General features: G+C 49.6%; 17 protein-coding genes. 3 read left to right on the top strand and 14 right to left on the bottom strand.

The window, feature by feature from the left end; genetic code table 11:
- Positions 1–14 precede the first annotated feature (14 nt).
- The 10 genes from fabG to HMPREF0860_RS06295 all read right to left on the bottom strand — a co-directional run bounded on the left by fabG (position 15) and on the right by HMPREF0860_RS06295 (position 9,330).
- Positions 15–758, bottom strand: a complete 744-nt coding sequence (fabG, locus tag HMPREF0860_RS06340; protein WP_021329462.1) for a 3-oxoacyl-[acyl-carrier-protein] reductase — start codon at positions 756–758, stop codon at positions 15–17.
- On the bottom strand, positions 758–1,714 hold the full coding sequence (locus tag HMPREF0860_RS06335; RefSeq protein ID WP_021329412.1) for an ACP S-malonyltransferase: 957 nt from the start codon (positions 1,712–1,714) through the stop codon (positions 758–760). The genes fabG and HMPREF0860_RS06335 overlap by 1 nt, the downstream gene beginning before the upstream one ends.
- Before the next feature lie 165 nt (positions 1,715–1,879).
- Positions 1,880–2,800 (bottom strand): RluA family pseudouridine synthase, encoded by a 921-nt coding sequence (locus HMPREF0860_RS06330; protein ID WP_021329464.1) that lies wholly within the window; start codon positions 2,798–2,800, stop codon positions 1,880–1,882.
- Between the two features lie 31 nt (positions 2,801–2,831).
- Positions 2,832–3,863 (bottom strand): aspartate--ammonia ligase, encoded by a 1,032-nt coding sequence (gene asnA, locus HMPREF0860_RS06325; RefSeq protein ID WP_021329399.1) that lies wholly within the window; start codon positions 3,861–3,863, stop codon positions 2,832–2,834.
- Between the two features lie 77 nt (positions 3,864–3,940).
- Entirely contained in the window at positions 3,941–4,474 is a 534-nt protein-coding gene (locus tag HMPREF0860_RS06320) for an adenine phosphoribosyltransferase (protein ID WP_021329490.1), read from the bottom strand.
- A gap of 76 nt (positions 4,475–4,550) precedes the next feature.
- Positions 4,551–4,775 (bottom strand): DUF1902 domain-containing protein, encoded by a 225-nt coding sequence (locus HMPREF0860_RS06315; RefSeq protein ID WP_021329482.1) that lies wholly within the window; start codon positions 4,773–4,775, stop codon positions 4,551–4,553.
- A 100-nt stretch (positions 4,776–4,875) separates the two neighbouring features.
- The gene (locus tag HMPREF0860_RS06310; protein ID WP_021329430.1) at positions 4,876–5,796 is read right to left on the bottom strand and encodes a prephenate dehydrogenase; all 921 of its coding nucleotides are present in this window, start codon (positions 5,794–5,796) and stop codon (positions 4,876–4,878) included.
- Positions 5,797–5,835: 39 nt separating this feature from the next.
- Positions 5,836–6,858 carry a 3-deoxy-7-phosphoheptulonate synthase gene (gene aroF, locus HMPREF0860_RS06305; RefSeq protein ID WP_021329389.1) on the bottom strand — a complete coding sequence of 341 codons (1,023 nt, stop codon included), beginning with the start codon at positions 6,856–6,858 and terminating at the stop codon, positions 5,836–5,838.
- Between the two features lie 353 nt (positions 6,859–7,211).
- On the bottom strand, positions 7,212–9,005 hold the full coding sequence (locus HMPREF0860_RS06300) for an FAD-dependent oxidoreductase (protein ID WP_021329530.1): 1,794 nt from the start codon (positions 9,003–9,005) through the stop codon (positions 7,212–7,214).
- Positions 9,006–9,159: 154 nt separating this feature from the next.
- Positions 9,160–9,330, bottom strand: a complete 171-nt coding sequence (locus tag HMPREF0860_RS06295) for a hypothetical protein (RefSeq protein WP_156001985.1) — start codon at positions 9,328–9,330, stop codon at positions 9,160–9,162.
- Between the two features lie 505 nt (positions 9,331–9,835).
- Between HMPREF0860_RS06295 and HMPREF0860_RS06290 the strand changes: the two genes are divergently transcribed.
- Positions 9,836–10,678 (top strand): sigma-70 family RNA polymerase sigma factor, encoded by an 843-nt coding sequence (locus HMPREF0860_RS06290; protein ID WP_038080380.1) that lies wholly within the window; start codon positions 9,836–9,838, stop codon positions 10,676–10,678.
- 480 nt (positions 10,679–11,158) lie between these two features.
- Here the strand turns inward: HMPREF0860_RS06290 and HMPREF0860_RS06285 are convergent, their stop codons facing one another.
- The 4 genes from HMPREF0860_RS06285 to HMPREF0860_RS06270 form a co-directional block, all read right to left on the bottom strand.
- Positions 11,159–11,845, bottom strand: a complete 687-nt coding sequence (locus HMPREF0860_RS06285) for an MBL fold metallo-hydrolase (RefSeq protein WP_021329487.1) — start codon at positions 11,843–11,845, stop codon at positions 11,159–11,161.
- Between the two features lie 71 nt (positions 11,846–11,916).
- Positions 11,917–12,717 (bottom strand): DbpA RNA binding domain-containing protein, encoded by an 801-nt coding sequence (locus HMPREF0860_RS06280; protein WP_021329394.1) that lies wholly within the window; start codon positions 12,715–12,717, stop codon positions 11,917–11,919.
- A gap of 29 nt (positions 12,718–12,746) precedes the next feature.
- Positions 12,747–13,652, bottom strand: a complete 906-nt coding sequence (locus HMPREF0860_RS13250; protein WP_021329465.1) for a GNAT family N-acetyltransferase — start codon at positions 13,650–13,652, stop codon at positions 12,747–12,749.
- Between the two features lie 18 nt (positions 13,653–13,670).
- A complete protein-coding gene (locus HMPREF0860_RS06270; RefSeq protein ID WP_038080378.1) occupies positions 13,671–14,282 on the bottom strand; it encodes an ATP-dependent Clp protease proteolytic subunit in 612 nt (203 codons plus the stop codon).
- Positions 14,283–14,877: 595 nt separating this feature from the next.
- On the opposite strand from HMPREF0860_RS06270, the gene HMPREF0860_RS06265 reads away from it, so the two are divergent.
- Positions 14,878–15,087 carry a hypothetical protein gene (locus HMPREF0860_RS06265; RefSeq protein WP_021329491.1) on the top strand — a complete coding sequence of 70 codons (210 nt, stop codon included), beginning with the start codon at positions 14,878–14,880 and terminating at the stop codon, positions 15,085–15,087.
- An 80-nt stretch (positions 15,088–15,167) separates the two neighbouring features.
- Positions 15,168–15,584: a manganese-binding transcriptional regulator MntR gene (gene mntR / locus HMPREF0860_RS06260; RefSeq protein ID WP_021329485.1), complete on the top strand. Its 417-nt coding sequence runs from the start codon at positions 15,168–15,170 to the stop codon at positions 15,582–15,584.
- Positions 15,585–15,868 lie beyond the last annotated feature (284 nt).

Below are 15,868 nucleotides of genomic sequence, written 5' to 3'. Positions count from 1 at the left end.
AGGCGTCCATAGCCTCACGCGCCCATGCCGCCGTCTACGCCGAGCACTTGGGCCGTAACGTATGCCGACAGATCGCTTGCCAAAAACAGCACCGCGTTTGCGACGTCTTCGGTTTGCCCTGCACGTTTGAGCGGAATCTGAGCGACCCACGCTTCGCGCGCTTTTTCGTTCACCGCCTTTGTCATGTCCGTTTCGATATAGCCGGGCGCTACGGCGTTTACGCGTACGCCGCGGGAACCGACTTCTTTTGCAAGGCTTTTCGTATAGCCGATAAGACCAGCTTTACTCGCGCTGTAGTTGACCTGACCAGCACCGCCGTGTATGCCGACGATGCTCGACATATTGATTATCGAACCTGATTTTTTGTGAATCATATCGTTTGAAACGATCTGCGTTGCAACGAACACCGCAGTGAGATTGACATCGAGAACTTTTTGCCAATCTTCGATTTTCATGCGGAACGAAAGACCGTCCTTTGTGATGCCCGCGTTATTGACGAGCACGTCGAATCCCCCGGAAGCCGAAAGCGCTTCTTTAACGACTTCCGAAAGGCGGGCGGCATCTCCCGCATCGGCGACAAGTTCGTGAAAAGCCGTACCGTGCGATGAGGCGAACCGTTCCAGCTCCGATTTCGCTTCCGACGGATGCGAGCAGAGCCCCCATACTTCAGCGCCTTCGCGCAAAAAAGTTTCTACAATCTTTCGACCGATACCGCGGCTCGATCCCGTGACGAGCGCCTTTTTATCTGCAAGCAGCATCACTCGACTCCGCCTATCGATTCGGCCGAATTGACAGGCGTGCTCGGCCGCTTTTCGCCGAAAGGAGAATCGCGCCAAAGCCCGCTCAGCACTTTGCCGACACCCGGCTCAAGCACGCGCCATCCGTTTGCGGAATCCGCATCCATGACGTCGGCGAGCACTTTTTCTTCCAGAGTCCACCGTACCGGGTTTGTCAAGTGCAGCACCGCATTTTTTTTCGCATCGCTTCCTTTGAGAACTTTTTCTCCGGTTACGTTGCTGAACAAATCGATTTTAGGATCGGCGAACGTTACGTCCGCGATCGCTTTTTCAAATTCGTCGGCGGCTTTTTGCATGAGCGGACAATGGAAGGGACCGGCGACCGAAAGCCTGATCGCACGCCGAGCACCCGCTTCGGTACACGCTTTTTCGGCTGCGGCAAGACCGTCGGCCGTACCGCTGATAACCGTCTGTTTGGCGCTGTTTAGATTTGCAGCGTACACGTCTTTAAGACCTGAACAGATTTCCTGCACCTTTTCCGGCGGCAAACCGATAATCGCGCTCATGCCCGGAGCATGACCTGCATTTGCGGAAGCGATTTCTTCGCACACGCGCTGCATTATATCGCCGCGCTTTTGCACGACACGGATGAGGTCTTCAAACGAAAGCACACCCGAAATGCCGAGCGCCGGAAATTCGCCGAGGCTGAATCCCATAGCAGCGGACGGCACGATACCCTTCGATTTCAACGCTTCGGAAACCATGAGAGACGCGGACGTGATCGCGAGTTGACTGTTGTCGCTGCGGCTCAATTCCGCCTGATCCGTTTCCCACAAAAGCTTTGCCATATCCCTCCCGGTAATCGATGAAACGGAATCGAGCAGCGTACGCGCTTCGGGAAAAGATTCGCACACGTCTTTCATCATGCCGGGTTCCTGTGCGCCCTGACCCGGAAACAAAAAAGCATATTTTTTCATTGGTACCTCGTCAAAATCAAAATGACAAAACACGATATTTTGTCATACTCAATACAATTATATAATAGTGAAATTACGGGTTTTGTCAAGGTAAAAACGACAGATAAAAACGAATAAGGTATGCTCCGTCATTCAAATCAAAATCGTTATTAAATTTCGTGCACCCTAAAATCCCGCAGGCAGCGGAGCGCACACCGTAAGCATTTTCCCGCTTAGCGGATGCGGAAACGAAATCGAATACGCATGCAGAAAAAGCCGTTCGGCCTTTTCCCCGCCGTAGCGTTCGTCGCCTAAAATCGGCATGCCGCGAGAGGCGAGGTGGATACGGATCTGATGCGTGCGCCCCGTAATCGGCTTCGCTTCAACCCTTAACAATTTTTTCCCGTCCCTCGTGCATTCGCCGAGCAGTGCAAAATCGGTGTGCGCAAAGCGCCCGTCTTTTGCTTCGCCCCACATGCCGCTTCCGCCGATTTTGCCGATTTTGCTTTCGACGCTGAAGTACGCTTCGGGCGATGCGAAAGGTTTTGCGGCGAGGGCGCGGTACGTCTTTTTCACGCCGCCGTTTTCGAAGAGTTCATGCATACGCGCGTTGACCGATCGCTGTTTTGTAAAAAGCAGCACGCCGCTCGTCGTCCTGTCGAGGCGGTGCATGATACCCGCATACGGCCTGTTTCGAAGCGACGGATCTTTTTTCCACAACCAAGCGATGACCGCATCGTGCATATTGCCGCGCTTTCCCGCAACCGTCGGCTCCGTAAGAAAGCGATCGGGTTTATCGACGATTATCAAACAATCGTCTTCGTATAAAATCGATTTTTCCGAAAGCTCGAAAAATATGTCGTCGTTTTGTTTTTCGTAAAAAAATTTTTCTCTGTCGATTTTTACTGCGATGCGGCATCCCTTTTTTACCGTGTACGCAGGTATTCGCCGCTGGGTGCCGTCGCCGAATACCGCGCCTGCGACGATGAGGCGGCGTATTTTCGAATTGCTTACGGGATTTTCGCCGCTCAAATATTGTATCAGTTTTTTTCTCAAAAGCTCGTCGAGACGGGAAGTTTCATCGGCAATAAAAAAAATCGTTTCCACCGAGCAGCCGCTTTTATGCGGATCCTTCGCGCTACAAAAGCGTAATGCCTAAGTCGGCGCAGTCTTTAATCATTTTTTTCGGCCAAATACTCACCTGTGTTTCGCCGATGTGCGCTTTTCTGAGCAAAAACATGCACAACCGCGACTGTCCGATGCCGCCGCCGAGCGTTTGCAGCAGTTCGCCTTTTAATAATTTTTTGTGAAATTCGAATTTTTCGCGATCGATACAGCCCCGCTCTTTGAGCTGCGCTTTCAACGATTCGGGAGAAACGCGGATGCCCATTGATGAAAGTTCGAGCGGCGCTTTGAGGACGCTGTTCCACACGATGATGTCGCCGTTTAAGCCGCGGTGTCCGTCGCCCGTTTCGGTAATCCAATCGTCGTAATCGGGCGCGCGTCCGTCGTGAACGGAACCGCTCGCCATTTTTCCGCCGATGCCGGTTATAAACACCGCGCCGTATTTCTTTGCAGCCCTCGCTTCCCGTTCGTGCGGACAGAGAGCCGGATATTCGCGTTCCAAATCATCGGCATACAGCAGCGTAATATTTTCCGGAAGAGACGGCGTAATCGCAGCGTAGTGATCGTAAATATAAAACTCTGCGCGCTTGAGGCAGCGGTAGATTTTTTTTACGATTTCGTGCAGATAAAACACCGTCCGATTTTCAGGCATAATCGCCATTTCCCAATCCCATTGATCGACGTACAGCGAATGAATCGCATCGAGCGTTTCGTCGGGACGGATCGCATTCATATCGGTGTAAATGCCGAAGCTCGGCTGCATACCGAGTTCCGTCACTTTGAGCCGCTTCCACTTGGCGAGCGACTGTACGATTTCCATGCGCTTGTTTCCCATATCTTTTACCGGAAACGATACCGGCTCTTCGACACCGTTCAAATCGTCGTTTATGCCGAGTCCGCTCTGCACGAAAAGAGGAGCGGTGACGCGCGTCAAATTCAATTCGGTTGAAAGCGCCGTTTGAAAAAAATTTTTTATCAAAACGATAGCGTGTTCCGTTTCTTTCGAATTCAGTATCTGCTTGTAATGCTGCGGCAATTCATTCATAAAAACATCCGTGATCGATAATCGGAGACTTCCAAAAAACGGTCGAGTTCCCGGAAGCCTGCGATTGTTAAATTTGATTATGCACCGTGATAATCGATGAGCGTCGTAACACGTATGGGCTCAAGCGCTTCTCTGTAATGCAGGTCGGAAAGTCCTATGACGCCGAAAAAATCGGAAACGATGCCGCCGCCCTGTTCGATAAGGCTGCGGGAAGCTTGGAGTGTTCCGCCCGTCGCGATCAGATCGTCGACGATGAGATAGCGTTTCCCTTTTTCAATGTCGGATTTATGCGCTTCGATTTCCGCTTGTCCGTATTCGAGCGAATACGCACACGTATATTTATCGCCCGGAAGCTTTCCTTTTTTGCGTACGAGCACGAGCGGGATCCCCATGCGAAGCGCAAACGGAGCGGCAAATAAAAAGCCGCGCGATTCGACGCCAGCAACCGCATCTAAATTTTTATCGCCGTATATGTTTACCATGCTGTCGATGCAAAATGAAAACGCCTGCGGGTTGACGAAGATGCCGGTGATATCGTAGAAAAGAATACCCGGCTTCGGGAAGTCGGGAACACGACGGATCGCTCCGTCGAGCACGTCAAGATCGCTCATAGTTATCAATTTTAATGAACGGACTTCACCTCGTCAATACGAAGGTTTAAACAAATCTTTTTTTCGTATTCCGCCGTCAAAGAGCCACGACTTCTTTACGCTGCGCTGCAAATGAAACCGCGATATCCGTACCGGCAGTCGTTTTTGTATTCATCGCTAAAAGTTCGGGCACGGTATATTTAACTTTTTCAATAAGCGCATCGAGTGAACCGGATTCAAGACAGAGTCCGGGTACATCGTCACTCGTCGCAGTCCATACGGCAGCTTCAGGATCCCAAATCGTTTTTATCCTATATTCCATATCAATATCGTATCATGATTGGCGCCTGAGTACAAGGTTCAAAAATTACTTAATTTCGAAGTTTGCAGCGGCAGCCCCCTTCGGATCAATCGGCGCATCCTCAACCGTTCGGTACCGTACTCGTTTTGACGACGTACGTTCCCATATTTATTCGGCGTGTACGCACATCTTCGAGGTAAGCTTCGAGCGAAGCGGCATCGTTTTCCGCGACGGCTTTTTTTATAAGCGTAAGCTGCTTTTCAAAGGCTGCGATATGCGAAAGAAGTTCGTCTTTATTTGCGAGAAAAAGTTCCGTCCACAAGGGCGCGTTGATCATCGCGATGCGCGTCAAGTCTTCAAAGCTTCCGCCGCCGAATTCGGTAATCGTTTCGTCTTCGGCGCTTTTGACCATGGCGGATGCGATGACGTGGCACAGCTGACTCGTAAAAGCGATTTTTCGATCATGATTTTTGCAATCCGTTTCGACGATGCGCGCAAAGCCCATCGCGGCGATGAGGCTTTTTATGAGTGCGATGTTTTCGGCTTTATTCGAAGGCTGCAGCATCAAAATATAATTTCGCCCTTTAAAATATGCACCGTTCGAGTTGACATATCCTTCCTTTTCACCGCCGGCCATCGGGTGCCCGAAGATACAATCGACGTCGTTCCTCGAAAAATCTGCAAGTCCGTCGGCTAAAAACGTTTTGACGCCGCTTATGTCGGTAACGATCGATGCGCTTTTAAAATCGTTTCGGTGCGCTTTAATAAATTCGAGCGTCGCGTGCGGATAAAGGCAAATATATACGATATCGCACTGAGAGAGCATGGCGCCCGCATCGCTCGGAGCAAAGCCCTCGTCGATAACGCCGTCGCGGACGGCAGCGTCGAGCGTTGCGCCAAGCGCATCGCATGCAAAAATTTTTCCTCGAGCTTCCGGCATGTCGAGCACGTTGGCGCGGATGGCTTTTGCAACGGAGCCGCCCATGATGCCGAGCCCGACGATGCCGTACAGAGCATCCCGAAGATTACTCATCGCATTCATAATTTCCCCCATAAATTGTGCGCATTATGCACGGTGTCGTTACACGCTTCGTCTTTCGATTTCCGCAACGCGGGCGAGCGTTTTCATCAGCGAAGCGAATTCGTCGGGACGCAGGCTTTGCTCGCCGTCGCACAGAGCGCGGCTCGGATCGTTATGCACTTCGATAATAAGGCCGTCTGAGCCTGCCGCGACGGCGGCTTTTGCAAGAGTCGGTACCATCCAGCTCATGCCGCACGCGTGGCTCGGGTCGATGATAACCGGAAGGTGACTCACTTTGTGCAGATACGGAACGGCGCTCACGTCGAGGCAGTTACGCGTATAGGAATCGAAGGTACGCACGCCGCGTTCACAAAGGATGACGTTTTCGTTGCCGCTTGCCATAATGTATTCGGCGGACATGAGCAGTTCTTTAACCGTTGCCGCCATGCCGCGTTTTAATAAAATCGGTTTTCCGGCTTTGCCCATCTCTTTTAATAAATCGAAGTTTTGCATATTGCGCGCGCCGATTTGAATCACGTCGACGTCGGCAAAATACTGCAGCTGGCGTACGTCCATCAATTCGGTAACGATCGGAAGTCCTGTCTCTTTTTTTGCCGATTTTAAAAATTCAAGACCTTGTGCACCGAGCCCTTGAAACGCATACGGAGATGTGCGCGGTTTAAATGCGCCGCCGCGAAGCAATTTTGCACCTGCTTTTTTCACTGCTTTCGCAATCGCGACAACCTGCTCTTCGCTTTCGACGGAACACGGACCCGCAATCACGGGAACCGTATTGCCCCCGAAACTTACCGCATTTCCTCCCGTACCGACGGTGATGACCGTATTGTCGGGATGAAAGGCACGGTTCGCCATTTTGTACGGAGCCGTAACACGCTTTACGTCTTCGACAATCGGATTCGCGATAACGCTTTCCGTATCGAGTTTTGTCGTATCACCGAGCAAGCCGAGGATCGTCGCTTCCTCTCCGCACGAAACGTGAACGCCGTAGCCTCTTTCTTTCCAGTGCCGGATAAAATCCTGCATCTCGGCATCCGTCGCATTTTTTTTCAAAATAACAATCATCGCATACCCCTTTTAATAATTTAAAATCAACAACCCCGACACAAGCGTCGGGGTATTAAACCCTCCGCACGAATAAAAAAGGGAACTCCGAAGAGTTCCCTCTGTTTACCTACTTTCAGTAAAACACATACGCAGCCTTAGGCCGGCGGGACTCTTCCGCATACAGAGAAAAAGCGATAGCGATAATAAGAGTATGCTGCAGGCAAGCCGCCCGCAGAAAGTGAGCGCATATCGTTTTTTACGGAAAAGCCGTGTTTCATGGTTTTACTCTAGCGAAAAACAATCGCGTTTGTCAAGGGTGTTGCCGAACTACCGCATATCATTTTCCGAAGTCCGTGTCCACAAACATCTGTCTACTTCAGCGCTTCGGCAACCGATTCTCCGACCAGTTTGCCGCTCGTCATAGCCCAGCCGACGCCGGATGAAGGCGGAAAACGCTCGCCGAACACGCCGCCTACGAATTCGCCTGCGGCATATAAGCCTTCAATCGCCGTACCGTCTTTTTTGAGTACCTGCAATTTTTCATTGATTTGGACCCCGCCGAGCGTCGTGCTGTAACGCAGGCACTGTTCGACAAGATAATACGGTCCTTTATCGCTCAATGCGATCGTCGCTTTTCTGCCGAAGTTGGGGTCTTCGCCTTTCGCCGCGTACGACTTATATGCTTCAAATGTTTTTTCAAGACCTGCGGCATCCATACCGACCCTTTCGGCAACTTCTTTCAGCGAATCACCGTGCGCGAACACCGTTATGCCCGTACCGTTTTCTTTGAGCCACTGCTCTTTATCCGCTTCGGAAAAATATTTTCGTTCGATGGCACTCGACGTATACACATCGAAAGCGGCTTTGTCCATAAGCATGAATACTCTGCCCGCCTTCGCCATGGCATCCACCAATTTGGCATCGGTACCCGTTTCGTTGACAATTCTTTTACCCGCCATATTCACCAGGATAGTACCTGTCGTACGGTAAGCCGTCAAACACTGCGGCTTGGTATGCTGGGATGAATTGCCTTTTCTGATGCCGTGACCTGCAACTGCGACATATTCCATATTGATAAGCTTGGCGCCGAGAGGTTCCACCATCGTCAAGCCGTCTCCCGTATTGGCAACGGATCCGCTGTTCGGGAGTTTTTTCAATTCTTTTGAAATATAGCGATTGTCATAACAATAGCCGCCCGTCGCCAAAATGACGGCGTCGGCATTGATTTTATAATCGGCATCTTCGCCGTGTGCCCATGCACCCGTCACCTTGCCGTTATCCGTAATCAATTTATAAGCCGGAGTATTGAGTTTCACTTCCACGCCCTGTGCACGCAATACGTCGTAAAGATTTTTTATTAATCCTGCTCCCGACCTTGAAATATGCATACGTGCGCGTCCTACGCGGTATTCGGCGCTTGCCCTTCCCGTGTCATCAGCATAATCGACACCGCTGTCATCGAGCCAGTCAACTGCTTCTCCGGAATATGTCGCAAGCAGCGTAACGGGAATATCGTCATTTTTATTATTGCCCACTTTCAATAAATCTTCTTTTGCCGCTTCGGGAGAATCTTTTTCTTTTTGTGTACGCGTACCTTGTGCAAAGGTGGAACTGCTCGACATAGCCGTCGCTCCGCCCACATACGCCATCTTTTCAACGACCAATACTTTTAGGCCTTTTTGCGCCGCGCGAAGAGCTGCCGTCATGCCTGCCCCTCCCGCTCCGACGACCAAAACCTGCGTATTCAATTCTTTTGTCGCAACCGTCCGAGCCTCCGTCTTTTGCACTTTTTTCAGCGCCGCCGTATCGGCTCCCGACGACGCCAATGCCGTCTCGACCGCCGCAAGGATGGCTTTACTCGAAATCGTACAGCCCGCGATCGTATCCACCGCCAAGCTTTGCGCTTTGACGATTTTTCCGGGCAGCTGTTCCACCGCATTGCTTCCGATCCCTTCCGTTTCATTTTGTTCGGTAATGACAATTTTTTTGATGGAGCGTTCGTCCACCGTAACGTTGAGTTTGATAAGGCCGTGAAACCCTTGCGCTTGACCGGAATACGTTCCCGGTTTGAACGAAGCTTTTTTTTCAGGCACCTTTCCCGATTTGCATGCGAATAAACTTACCGCCGTCAAAAGCGCCGTAAGCACCTTTACCGATTTTTTCATAATTTCCTCCTACTATAAAAAAACAGAGTGTCAGGATAACAACGTTGCAACCTTCATATCAACGGTTCGATTTTTTCACTTTGCTTTTTATTAATTACGTTTAGATACACTAACACGGTTCGTTCCTGACGTCAATCTCGTACATCTTACGCTCTCAGCTCATTGTCTGCGTTCTCATCTGCTTGTTCGCAAAACAAATCGTGCTCTCGTTTTCGAAGCCGTCGCCCGAAATGACGGTATCGTAACCCTTTTCAAGTCTGCGGATAAAAGTGTCCGCATTTGCAAGGCGGGCAGCAGCGATAATCTGCGCATCGCTTGCTTCCAAATTACCGTAAGCGATACTGTCCCGTATCAACGTAAAGCGGGGCTTGGCTGTCGAAAAAGTAACCGACTTTTGAGACAGCCTCTCGGATGCCGTATGCTAAACGCATCGCTGGGCGCCGCTTGCGTAACTTTTCCGTACGCCCCTCTGACTGCCCGCCGTCGTACCGGCCGGTATATCCGCCGCTTCGGTATGTACTCACTGTGCATAAAAGTAGACAGTTTGTACATATCATCTACTTTAATAGTATAAAAAAGTATACAGTGTCTTATTTTGTTTTCATTGGGTAACCTTTTTTGTTTCGATATAAACATATAATTAATTATATTACAAGGAATTATATGATTTGTCGAAAAACGTGAAAAATAAATTATTTGGCATAATATTTGCATATAAATAATCGAGAGTTCAACTTTCGGAGGGATATATCGGAGCGTGACAAATACCGGCGGTTGAGAAGAGGCGGCCGCTCGGCTATATGAACGCGTTTTTACGATGGAGCACACGTATGAAAAAACAAAGCGATACCGTTTACGCTCTGTACCTCAATGAAGTCAAAACGTACCGTTTGCTGACGGCGGAAGAAGAAAAAGCGCTATTGGAGCGCATTGCCGAAGGCGACGAAGCTGCACGAAAGCGCTTTATCAATTCGAACCTGCGCCTCGTCATCAGCATCGCAGGGCGCTTTGCGGATTCGTATACGCCCTTTATGGATTTGATACAGGAAGGCAATATCGGTTTGATGACCGCTCTTTCGAAATTCAAAACATCGTTTCATACTCGATTTTCGACGTATGCTTACCCGTGGATTTTGCAATACATGCAGCGCTACGTACACACAAAATCGACGGAAGTCTATATCCCCGATAACAAAATCGAATTGTTTCGGAAAATCAACGAAGCGCGTATGGAGCTTTTTGCGAAAAACGGTTTTGCGCCGTCAGATGCGGATATCGCACGCGTGTTGAGCATCGAAGAAAAAACGGTGCGCGACATCGCGGTCATGCCGTGGAACGTCGTAAGCCTCGATGCTCCGTGCAGCGAATACGACGATACCGCGTTCGGCGACAGCATACCCGATATGAGTGCAGGGCCGGAAGAAACGGCGATCGGCAGGATTTTAAAACAGGAAGTCCGCTCGTTTATCGATACGCTCCCGAAAGGCGAGAGTCGTGTCATGTGTTGCCGTTACGATTTCGACAGCATGGAACAGCGGACATTATTTGAAACGAGCAAGCTGCTCGGCGTATCTTCGGAAACCGTACGCAAAGCTGAAATACGTGCAGTGCGTTTTATAAAAGAAAACGCACCCATTTTCGGCGAAGCGAAAGAGGAGACGCTGACGGCATAACCATACCGCATAGAGAACATCGGAGACAGAGAGAGTGACATACCGCTGCAGAGTGATACGGGCGCTTTGCAGCGGTTTTTTATCAATTTAATGTTGTCTATTAGGTTCAATTTCGAGTTTTCTAAAACTCGCAGGACTGTCGAAAAAGTAAGTAACTTTTAAGACAGACCCTTTTCCGTCTGTTTTACGAATCGATTGAATATCAAATTTTGAAAACAAATAAAAATGTACGGAGGCGACTTTCAGGCCGCGTGACAAAACGACCGGAAGCAAGCGCGATGCGGCGCTCAAGCGGGAAACCTGCGTGCGATTTTGTGCGTTCAGCTTGCGGAAGCGGTGTTTAAAAGCACAACCGCGGCATTTATACGGCGAGTTTGCAACGCAAACTCGTCAGTAAGCGCAGCGAACGGCGTAGCCAGCGGACGAAGTTCTCGCCGAAAGTATAGCTTTATTGGCTGATACTTTCAAAACCCCGCTTTTCTACTGATAATTTTCACTAAGCGGAAAACCGTAAGCGTCGTGTCCGGGGTATACGAGCGTGTTCGGCGGAATCTCTTTTTTGATTAAGGCAAGACTTGCATACATTGTGCGCTCATCTCCGCCCGGCAAATCGGTACGACCGCAGCTGCGGTAAAATACCGTGTCGCCCGAGATGAGCTCATTTCGTTCTGCGCTGTAGAGGCAAACCGAGCCGGGCGTATGTCCCGGCGTATGCACTATCTTCCACTTTGAAAGAAAAGCGCTCACGCCGCCGTCTTCGCACGGGATGATTTCTTCGAGCGTCTCGCATCCGGAAAACGTTATGTCGCAAAGAGGCATATCGCGAAGCGTACGGGCTATCGCTTCAATGCCCATCAAGCGAAGCGATTCGATTTGAGCCGAAGTACCTCCGAGCAGGCACGCATCGTCTTTGTGAACGGCGATCGGACAGGCGGGGTAGGCACGCTTTAAAATCGGAAGCCCCAAAATGTGATCGAAGTGTCCGTGCGTTAAGATAATTGCGCGCGGCTCTTTTTTGTGCTCTTTAAGCCATGCGGTGATTTTCGTTTCATCACCAGAGAGGGCGCAGGCGGCGGGATCGACGATGTATACGGTATCGCCTGCAAGCGGCACGATATATGTGTTTACGCCGAGCGGTCCGGTTCGCAAAATTGTTAATGCTTCCATAATGCCCCCGTTTTGTTTTCGCCGTTCCTTTATAAAAAAGCCGTCCCGAAAAGAGACGGCTTTACCGATGTTTAGACGAGATAGTCGCCCGACGGCGGCGTTTCGTCGTTTTCGCCCTTATATGCGGGAGAAGCGAAGGGTTCTTTGTCCTGTGCGGCTTTTTCCGCAGCTGCGTAGGCCTTTGCGTCTTCTGTCGTTTGCGTCGTGTCCGGCACATCGGAGGAGTACGCATTTTCGCCGTTGGCTGTGTCGTCTTTTTGACGGGAAAAGCTCACTGCAAGTTTTCGACCACGGTAATCGTAACCGTTGAGCGCGGCGATCGCTTTTTCCGTATCGTCTTTGAACAGCTGCACGAACGAATAATTTGCGAGCACGCGGATATCGCCGATTCTGTCGCGGTCGAGGCCGGCGACGCTTACGAGCAGACCTACGAGGTCGCGCGGATATACACGTCTGTTTCGCCCGATGCTGATAAATATCGTTGCGGCAAGCGATTCGTCGATCTGTACGCGCGGATGCGGAGTATGCGCTTCATCACGAAGTTCGTCGGCAAGCGATTCTCCGTTTTCTCGTCGATCGTCGTATGAAGATCTGCCGTAGGGGGCGTCTTTGAAATTTCGCGTGCCTCGCACACCGTGCAGCGAAGCGCCGTTTCGTCTCGTGTTTGAAGTTCCGTGAAATTTCCCCTGCATCTCTTTTGTCAGATACGCGGCGACGTACATACGTTTCGAAAACGGAATCGTCCGTTTGAATATTTTTTTCAAGTCGTTGAGCAGATCCGGATTTTCTTCGGTCATCACTTTGTTCAGCGCGTTTTTCAAAAAAGACACTACGCGCTCTTTGTCGATTTCAATCTCCCGTTGGAATGCCATATCGTTACCTCTTCAAATCAAAATAAAAATTACTGAATCTTTGCTGCAAAACCCGAGCCTATTTTTTGAAAACCGTTGCGCTCAAACAGAGCGACGAGGCTGTCGGGTATAATCGTGTTTGCAGTGACTACATAACGCTTGCCCCGCTTTTGAAGGTCTGCGAGGCAAAGTGAAAAAAGTTCGCTTCCGATGCCCAATCCGCGATACGGTTCGGACACGAAAAAACTTGTTAAGACGGCCGTCGTTTCAATGCGGGACGAAACGCTCGCCGCCGTAATGCATCCAGCAAAATCGCCGTTTAATGCGCGGCAGACAAAACCGCTTTGATGTACGGATTCTCCGAATGCGAAAAGCTGCCGCCATAATTCGGAAACGGCATTTGCAATTTCATCGGAGTCGATATCGTTAGATAAAATACCGTAAAAATCGCGTACGGATGCCGAATGAAAGATACAATCCCTGTCCCGTGCGGAATCGTATTCCTGAAACGTGAAGTCGTCTCGAATCAAATCGTCGTTTTCTTCGACAATATGATCGAGCTTTTCCAAACCCCATATTTCGCGTAAACCGTTGTACCATCCGCCGATATATTCGTGCAGCTTTTTGTTTTTAAAGCGGTACCATTTTTTTTCGGCTTCAGGAAATCGTTTTAAAACAATCTTGAAATTTCTGAACACCCCCCTTCCCGAATGCAAAACATCCTGCAGCTCGGCACGGACAAGCGGCGCATATACGGAAGCGGCGAAAGCTTCCCGCAATTTAAAACCCGCCGCGGAATCCCATTCGGGCAATGCATAATACCGTACTTCATCCAACCTAACCGATGCCGCGTCAACAAGCGTACCCGTTTCAGCGTCGACGACGAAACGCCGCTCCTGATTTTCGATCGCATCCGCGATTGCGTCTGCAAGCGTTCCGGTCAAATCGAAAGTCATATCGATTTATTTCGCGCCCTAATCGCCTTTGACAATTTCCGCCCGCGTTTTGACGACACGGCTGATAAGACCGTACTGCGCCGCTTCGTCCGCGTCGAGCCAGTGGTCGCGATCGGTATCTTTTGCGACCTGTTCTTCGTTCGTACCCGTTTCTTCGGCGATGATGCGGTTGAGTTTCGCATGCGTTTTTGCAAGCTCTTTCGCGTGGATTTCGATGTCCGTCGCGACGCCTTTCATGCCGCTCATCGGCTGGTGAATGAGATAGTGGCTGTTCGGAAGCCCCGCGCGCCTGTCTTTCGGAACAGCAAGCAGCACGAGGGCGGCTGCGCTTGCAACCAACCCCATGCCGATGAGGACTACCGGAGATTTGATAAAGCGAATCATATCGAAGATTGCAAAACCCGCATCGACATCCCCTCCGGGCGAATCGATATACATATAAATCGTTTTTTCATCGTCTGCCGCTTCAAGTACGAGCAGCTGCCGCACGACTTTATCCGCCAAATCTTTATTGATTTCGCCCGACAGGATAATCTGCCGCGTCTTTAAGAATTTTTCCGTAAGCGGATCGGGCATTTCCGGCATTTTTTTCTTTTCATCGTCTTCATCATCGTCGCATCGAGGCGACATCGTCACATACTTATACACGATTGCTCCTAACAATTCCAACTTTCCGTCAGCGCATCAGCTGAAGGTCGAGTTTTGAAAATAAATAAAATCGTGCGGAGGCGAGGTTCCGGCACACAGGTGAGTTTGCAGAGCAAACTCGGTAGTGAGGCAAAGCCGAACGAAGTTCTCGCCGAAAGCATATTTTATTATTATATACTTTCAAAACTCGATATTCAATTCGCTATAATAAGTTTAATTTCGAGTTTTTTAAACTCGAAATTTTCCATCCGTTTCGCTCACCGACTGAATGGCGAGTTTGGAAATCAAATCAAATTATGCTTACGGCGAGGTTCCGGCTGCGTGCCGTTTCGAGCGTTATGCCTGCGAAAGCCTGCCCTAAAAGCTCGACCGCGGCTAAGCGGACGGGTTCTTGCCGTAAGCACAGCTTTATCGGTTAACATTTTCCAAACTCGCCATTCAATCTAATAATATACTGAAATAATGCGTTGTGAGCAAGGCGGGATTTTCGTCGTGTTCGTACGCCCGACACTGTGATAGCGGAATATGGAAACTTGCGCTATAATCAATATATCCCGATGTAAAGCAGAGGTGGAATGTGGCGTACGAAACGCTTTTTGAACAGATAAAAACGGTACCGCAGGAACACCTTGCGGATATCGAAAATTATGTCGAATATATTTTGTACCGTTACAAAAAGAATACCGAACAAGCGCAAGGACGCGATTTATCGCAATATTTCGGCAGTGTAAACATACGGCGCGACGGTCTTGCAATGCAAAAGGAAATGCGGAATGAATGGGATTGATTGTCTGGCGGACACCAATGCGCTTATTTATCTTCTTTCGGGAGATTCTTGTATGAAACCTTATCGAAGACGGAGGTAAAATGCCGGAAGAACAAACGGAAGCGTCATTGGCTTTTTCTCGGACACGCGCCGACCACGCGACGGAAATCCTCGAAGACTATACCGAAGTCATCGCAAAGATAATAAAAGAAAGGGGCGAATGCCGCGTTATGGATCTTGCGCGGTATTTCGGCGTGAGCCATGTATCCGTTATCCAAGTTTTGCAGCGATTGAAAGCCAACGGTTTTATAGAAAACGAAGCGCGCAAACCGATAATCCTTACCGAAGCAGGCTATGCGCTTGCGCGAAAATGTACGAAGCGTCACGGCATTGTCCGAAGCTTTTTATTGAAAATCGGTGTGAGTGAAAAAACCGCGATGATCGACTCCGAGGGCTTGGAACATCACATCAGCTCCGAAACGCTCGAGTGCATGAAAAACTTTATAGCCGAGCGGTAAATTCCCGCATCGTTTTTTTTCTATACTTTTTGATTTTTTCTCTTGACAAATATCGGTAGTATGCACTACATTTATGGCGGATGGTATGTAGTTTTTACTACGTATCGTCCGCCGGATATATATTCGGCAAAAGGAAAAACCGGCTTTTGTATGTAGTATATACTACATCATTGACCGGAGATTTTGTTCAAGCGGTGATTGAATGATCGCCGCTTTTTATAGGAGGTACGATAAAAAGCCCCGTCTGAAGTATCGCCGTCGCTTTTTATCTCGAGTTTGCTTGG

It is taken from the genome of Treponema socranskii subsp. socranskii VPI DR56BR1116 = ATCC 35536, from assembly GCF_000468115.1.
Classification (GTDB): domain Bacteria; phylum Spirochaetota; class Spirochaetia; order Treponematales; family Treponemataceae; genus Treponema_D; species Treponema_D socranskii.
Note: the sequence above shows the minus strand (reverse complement) of the source record. Positions and strands in the feature narration are given on the sequence as shown.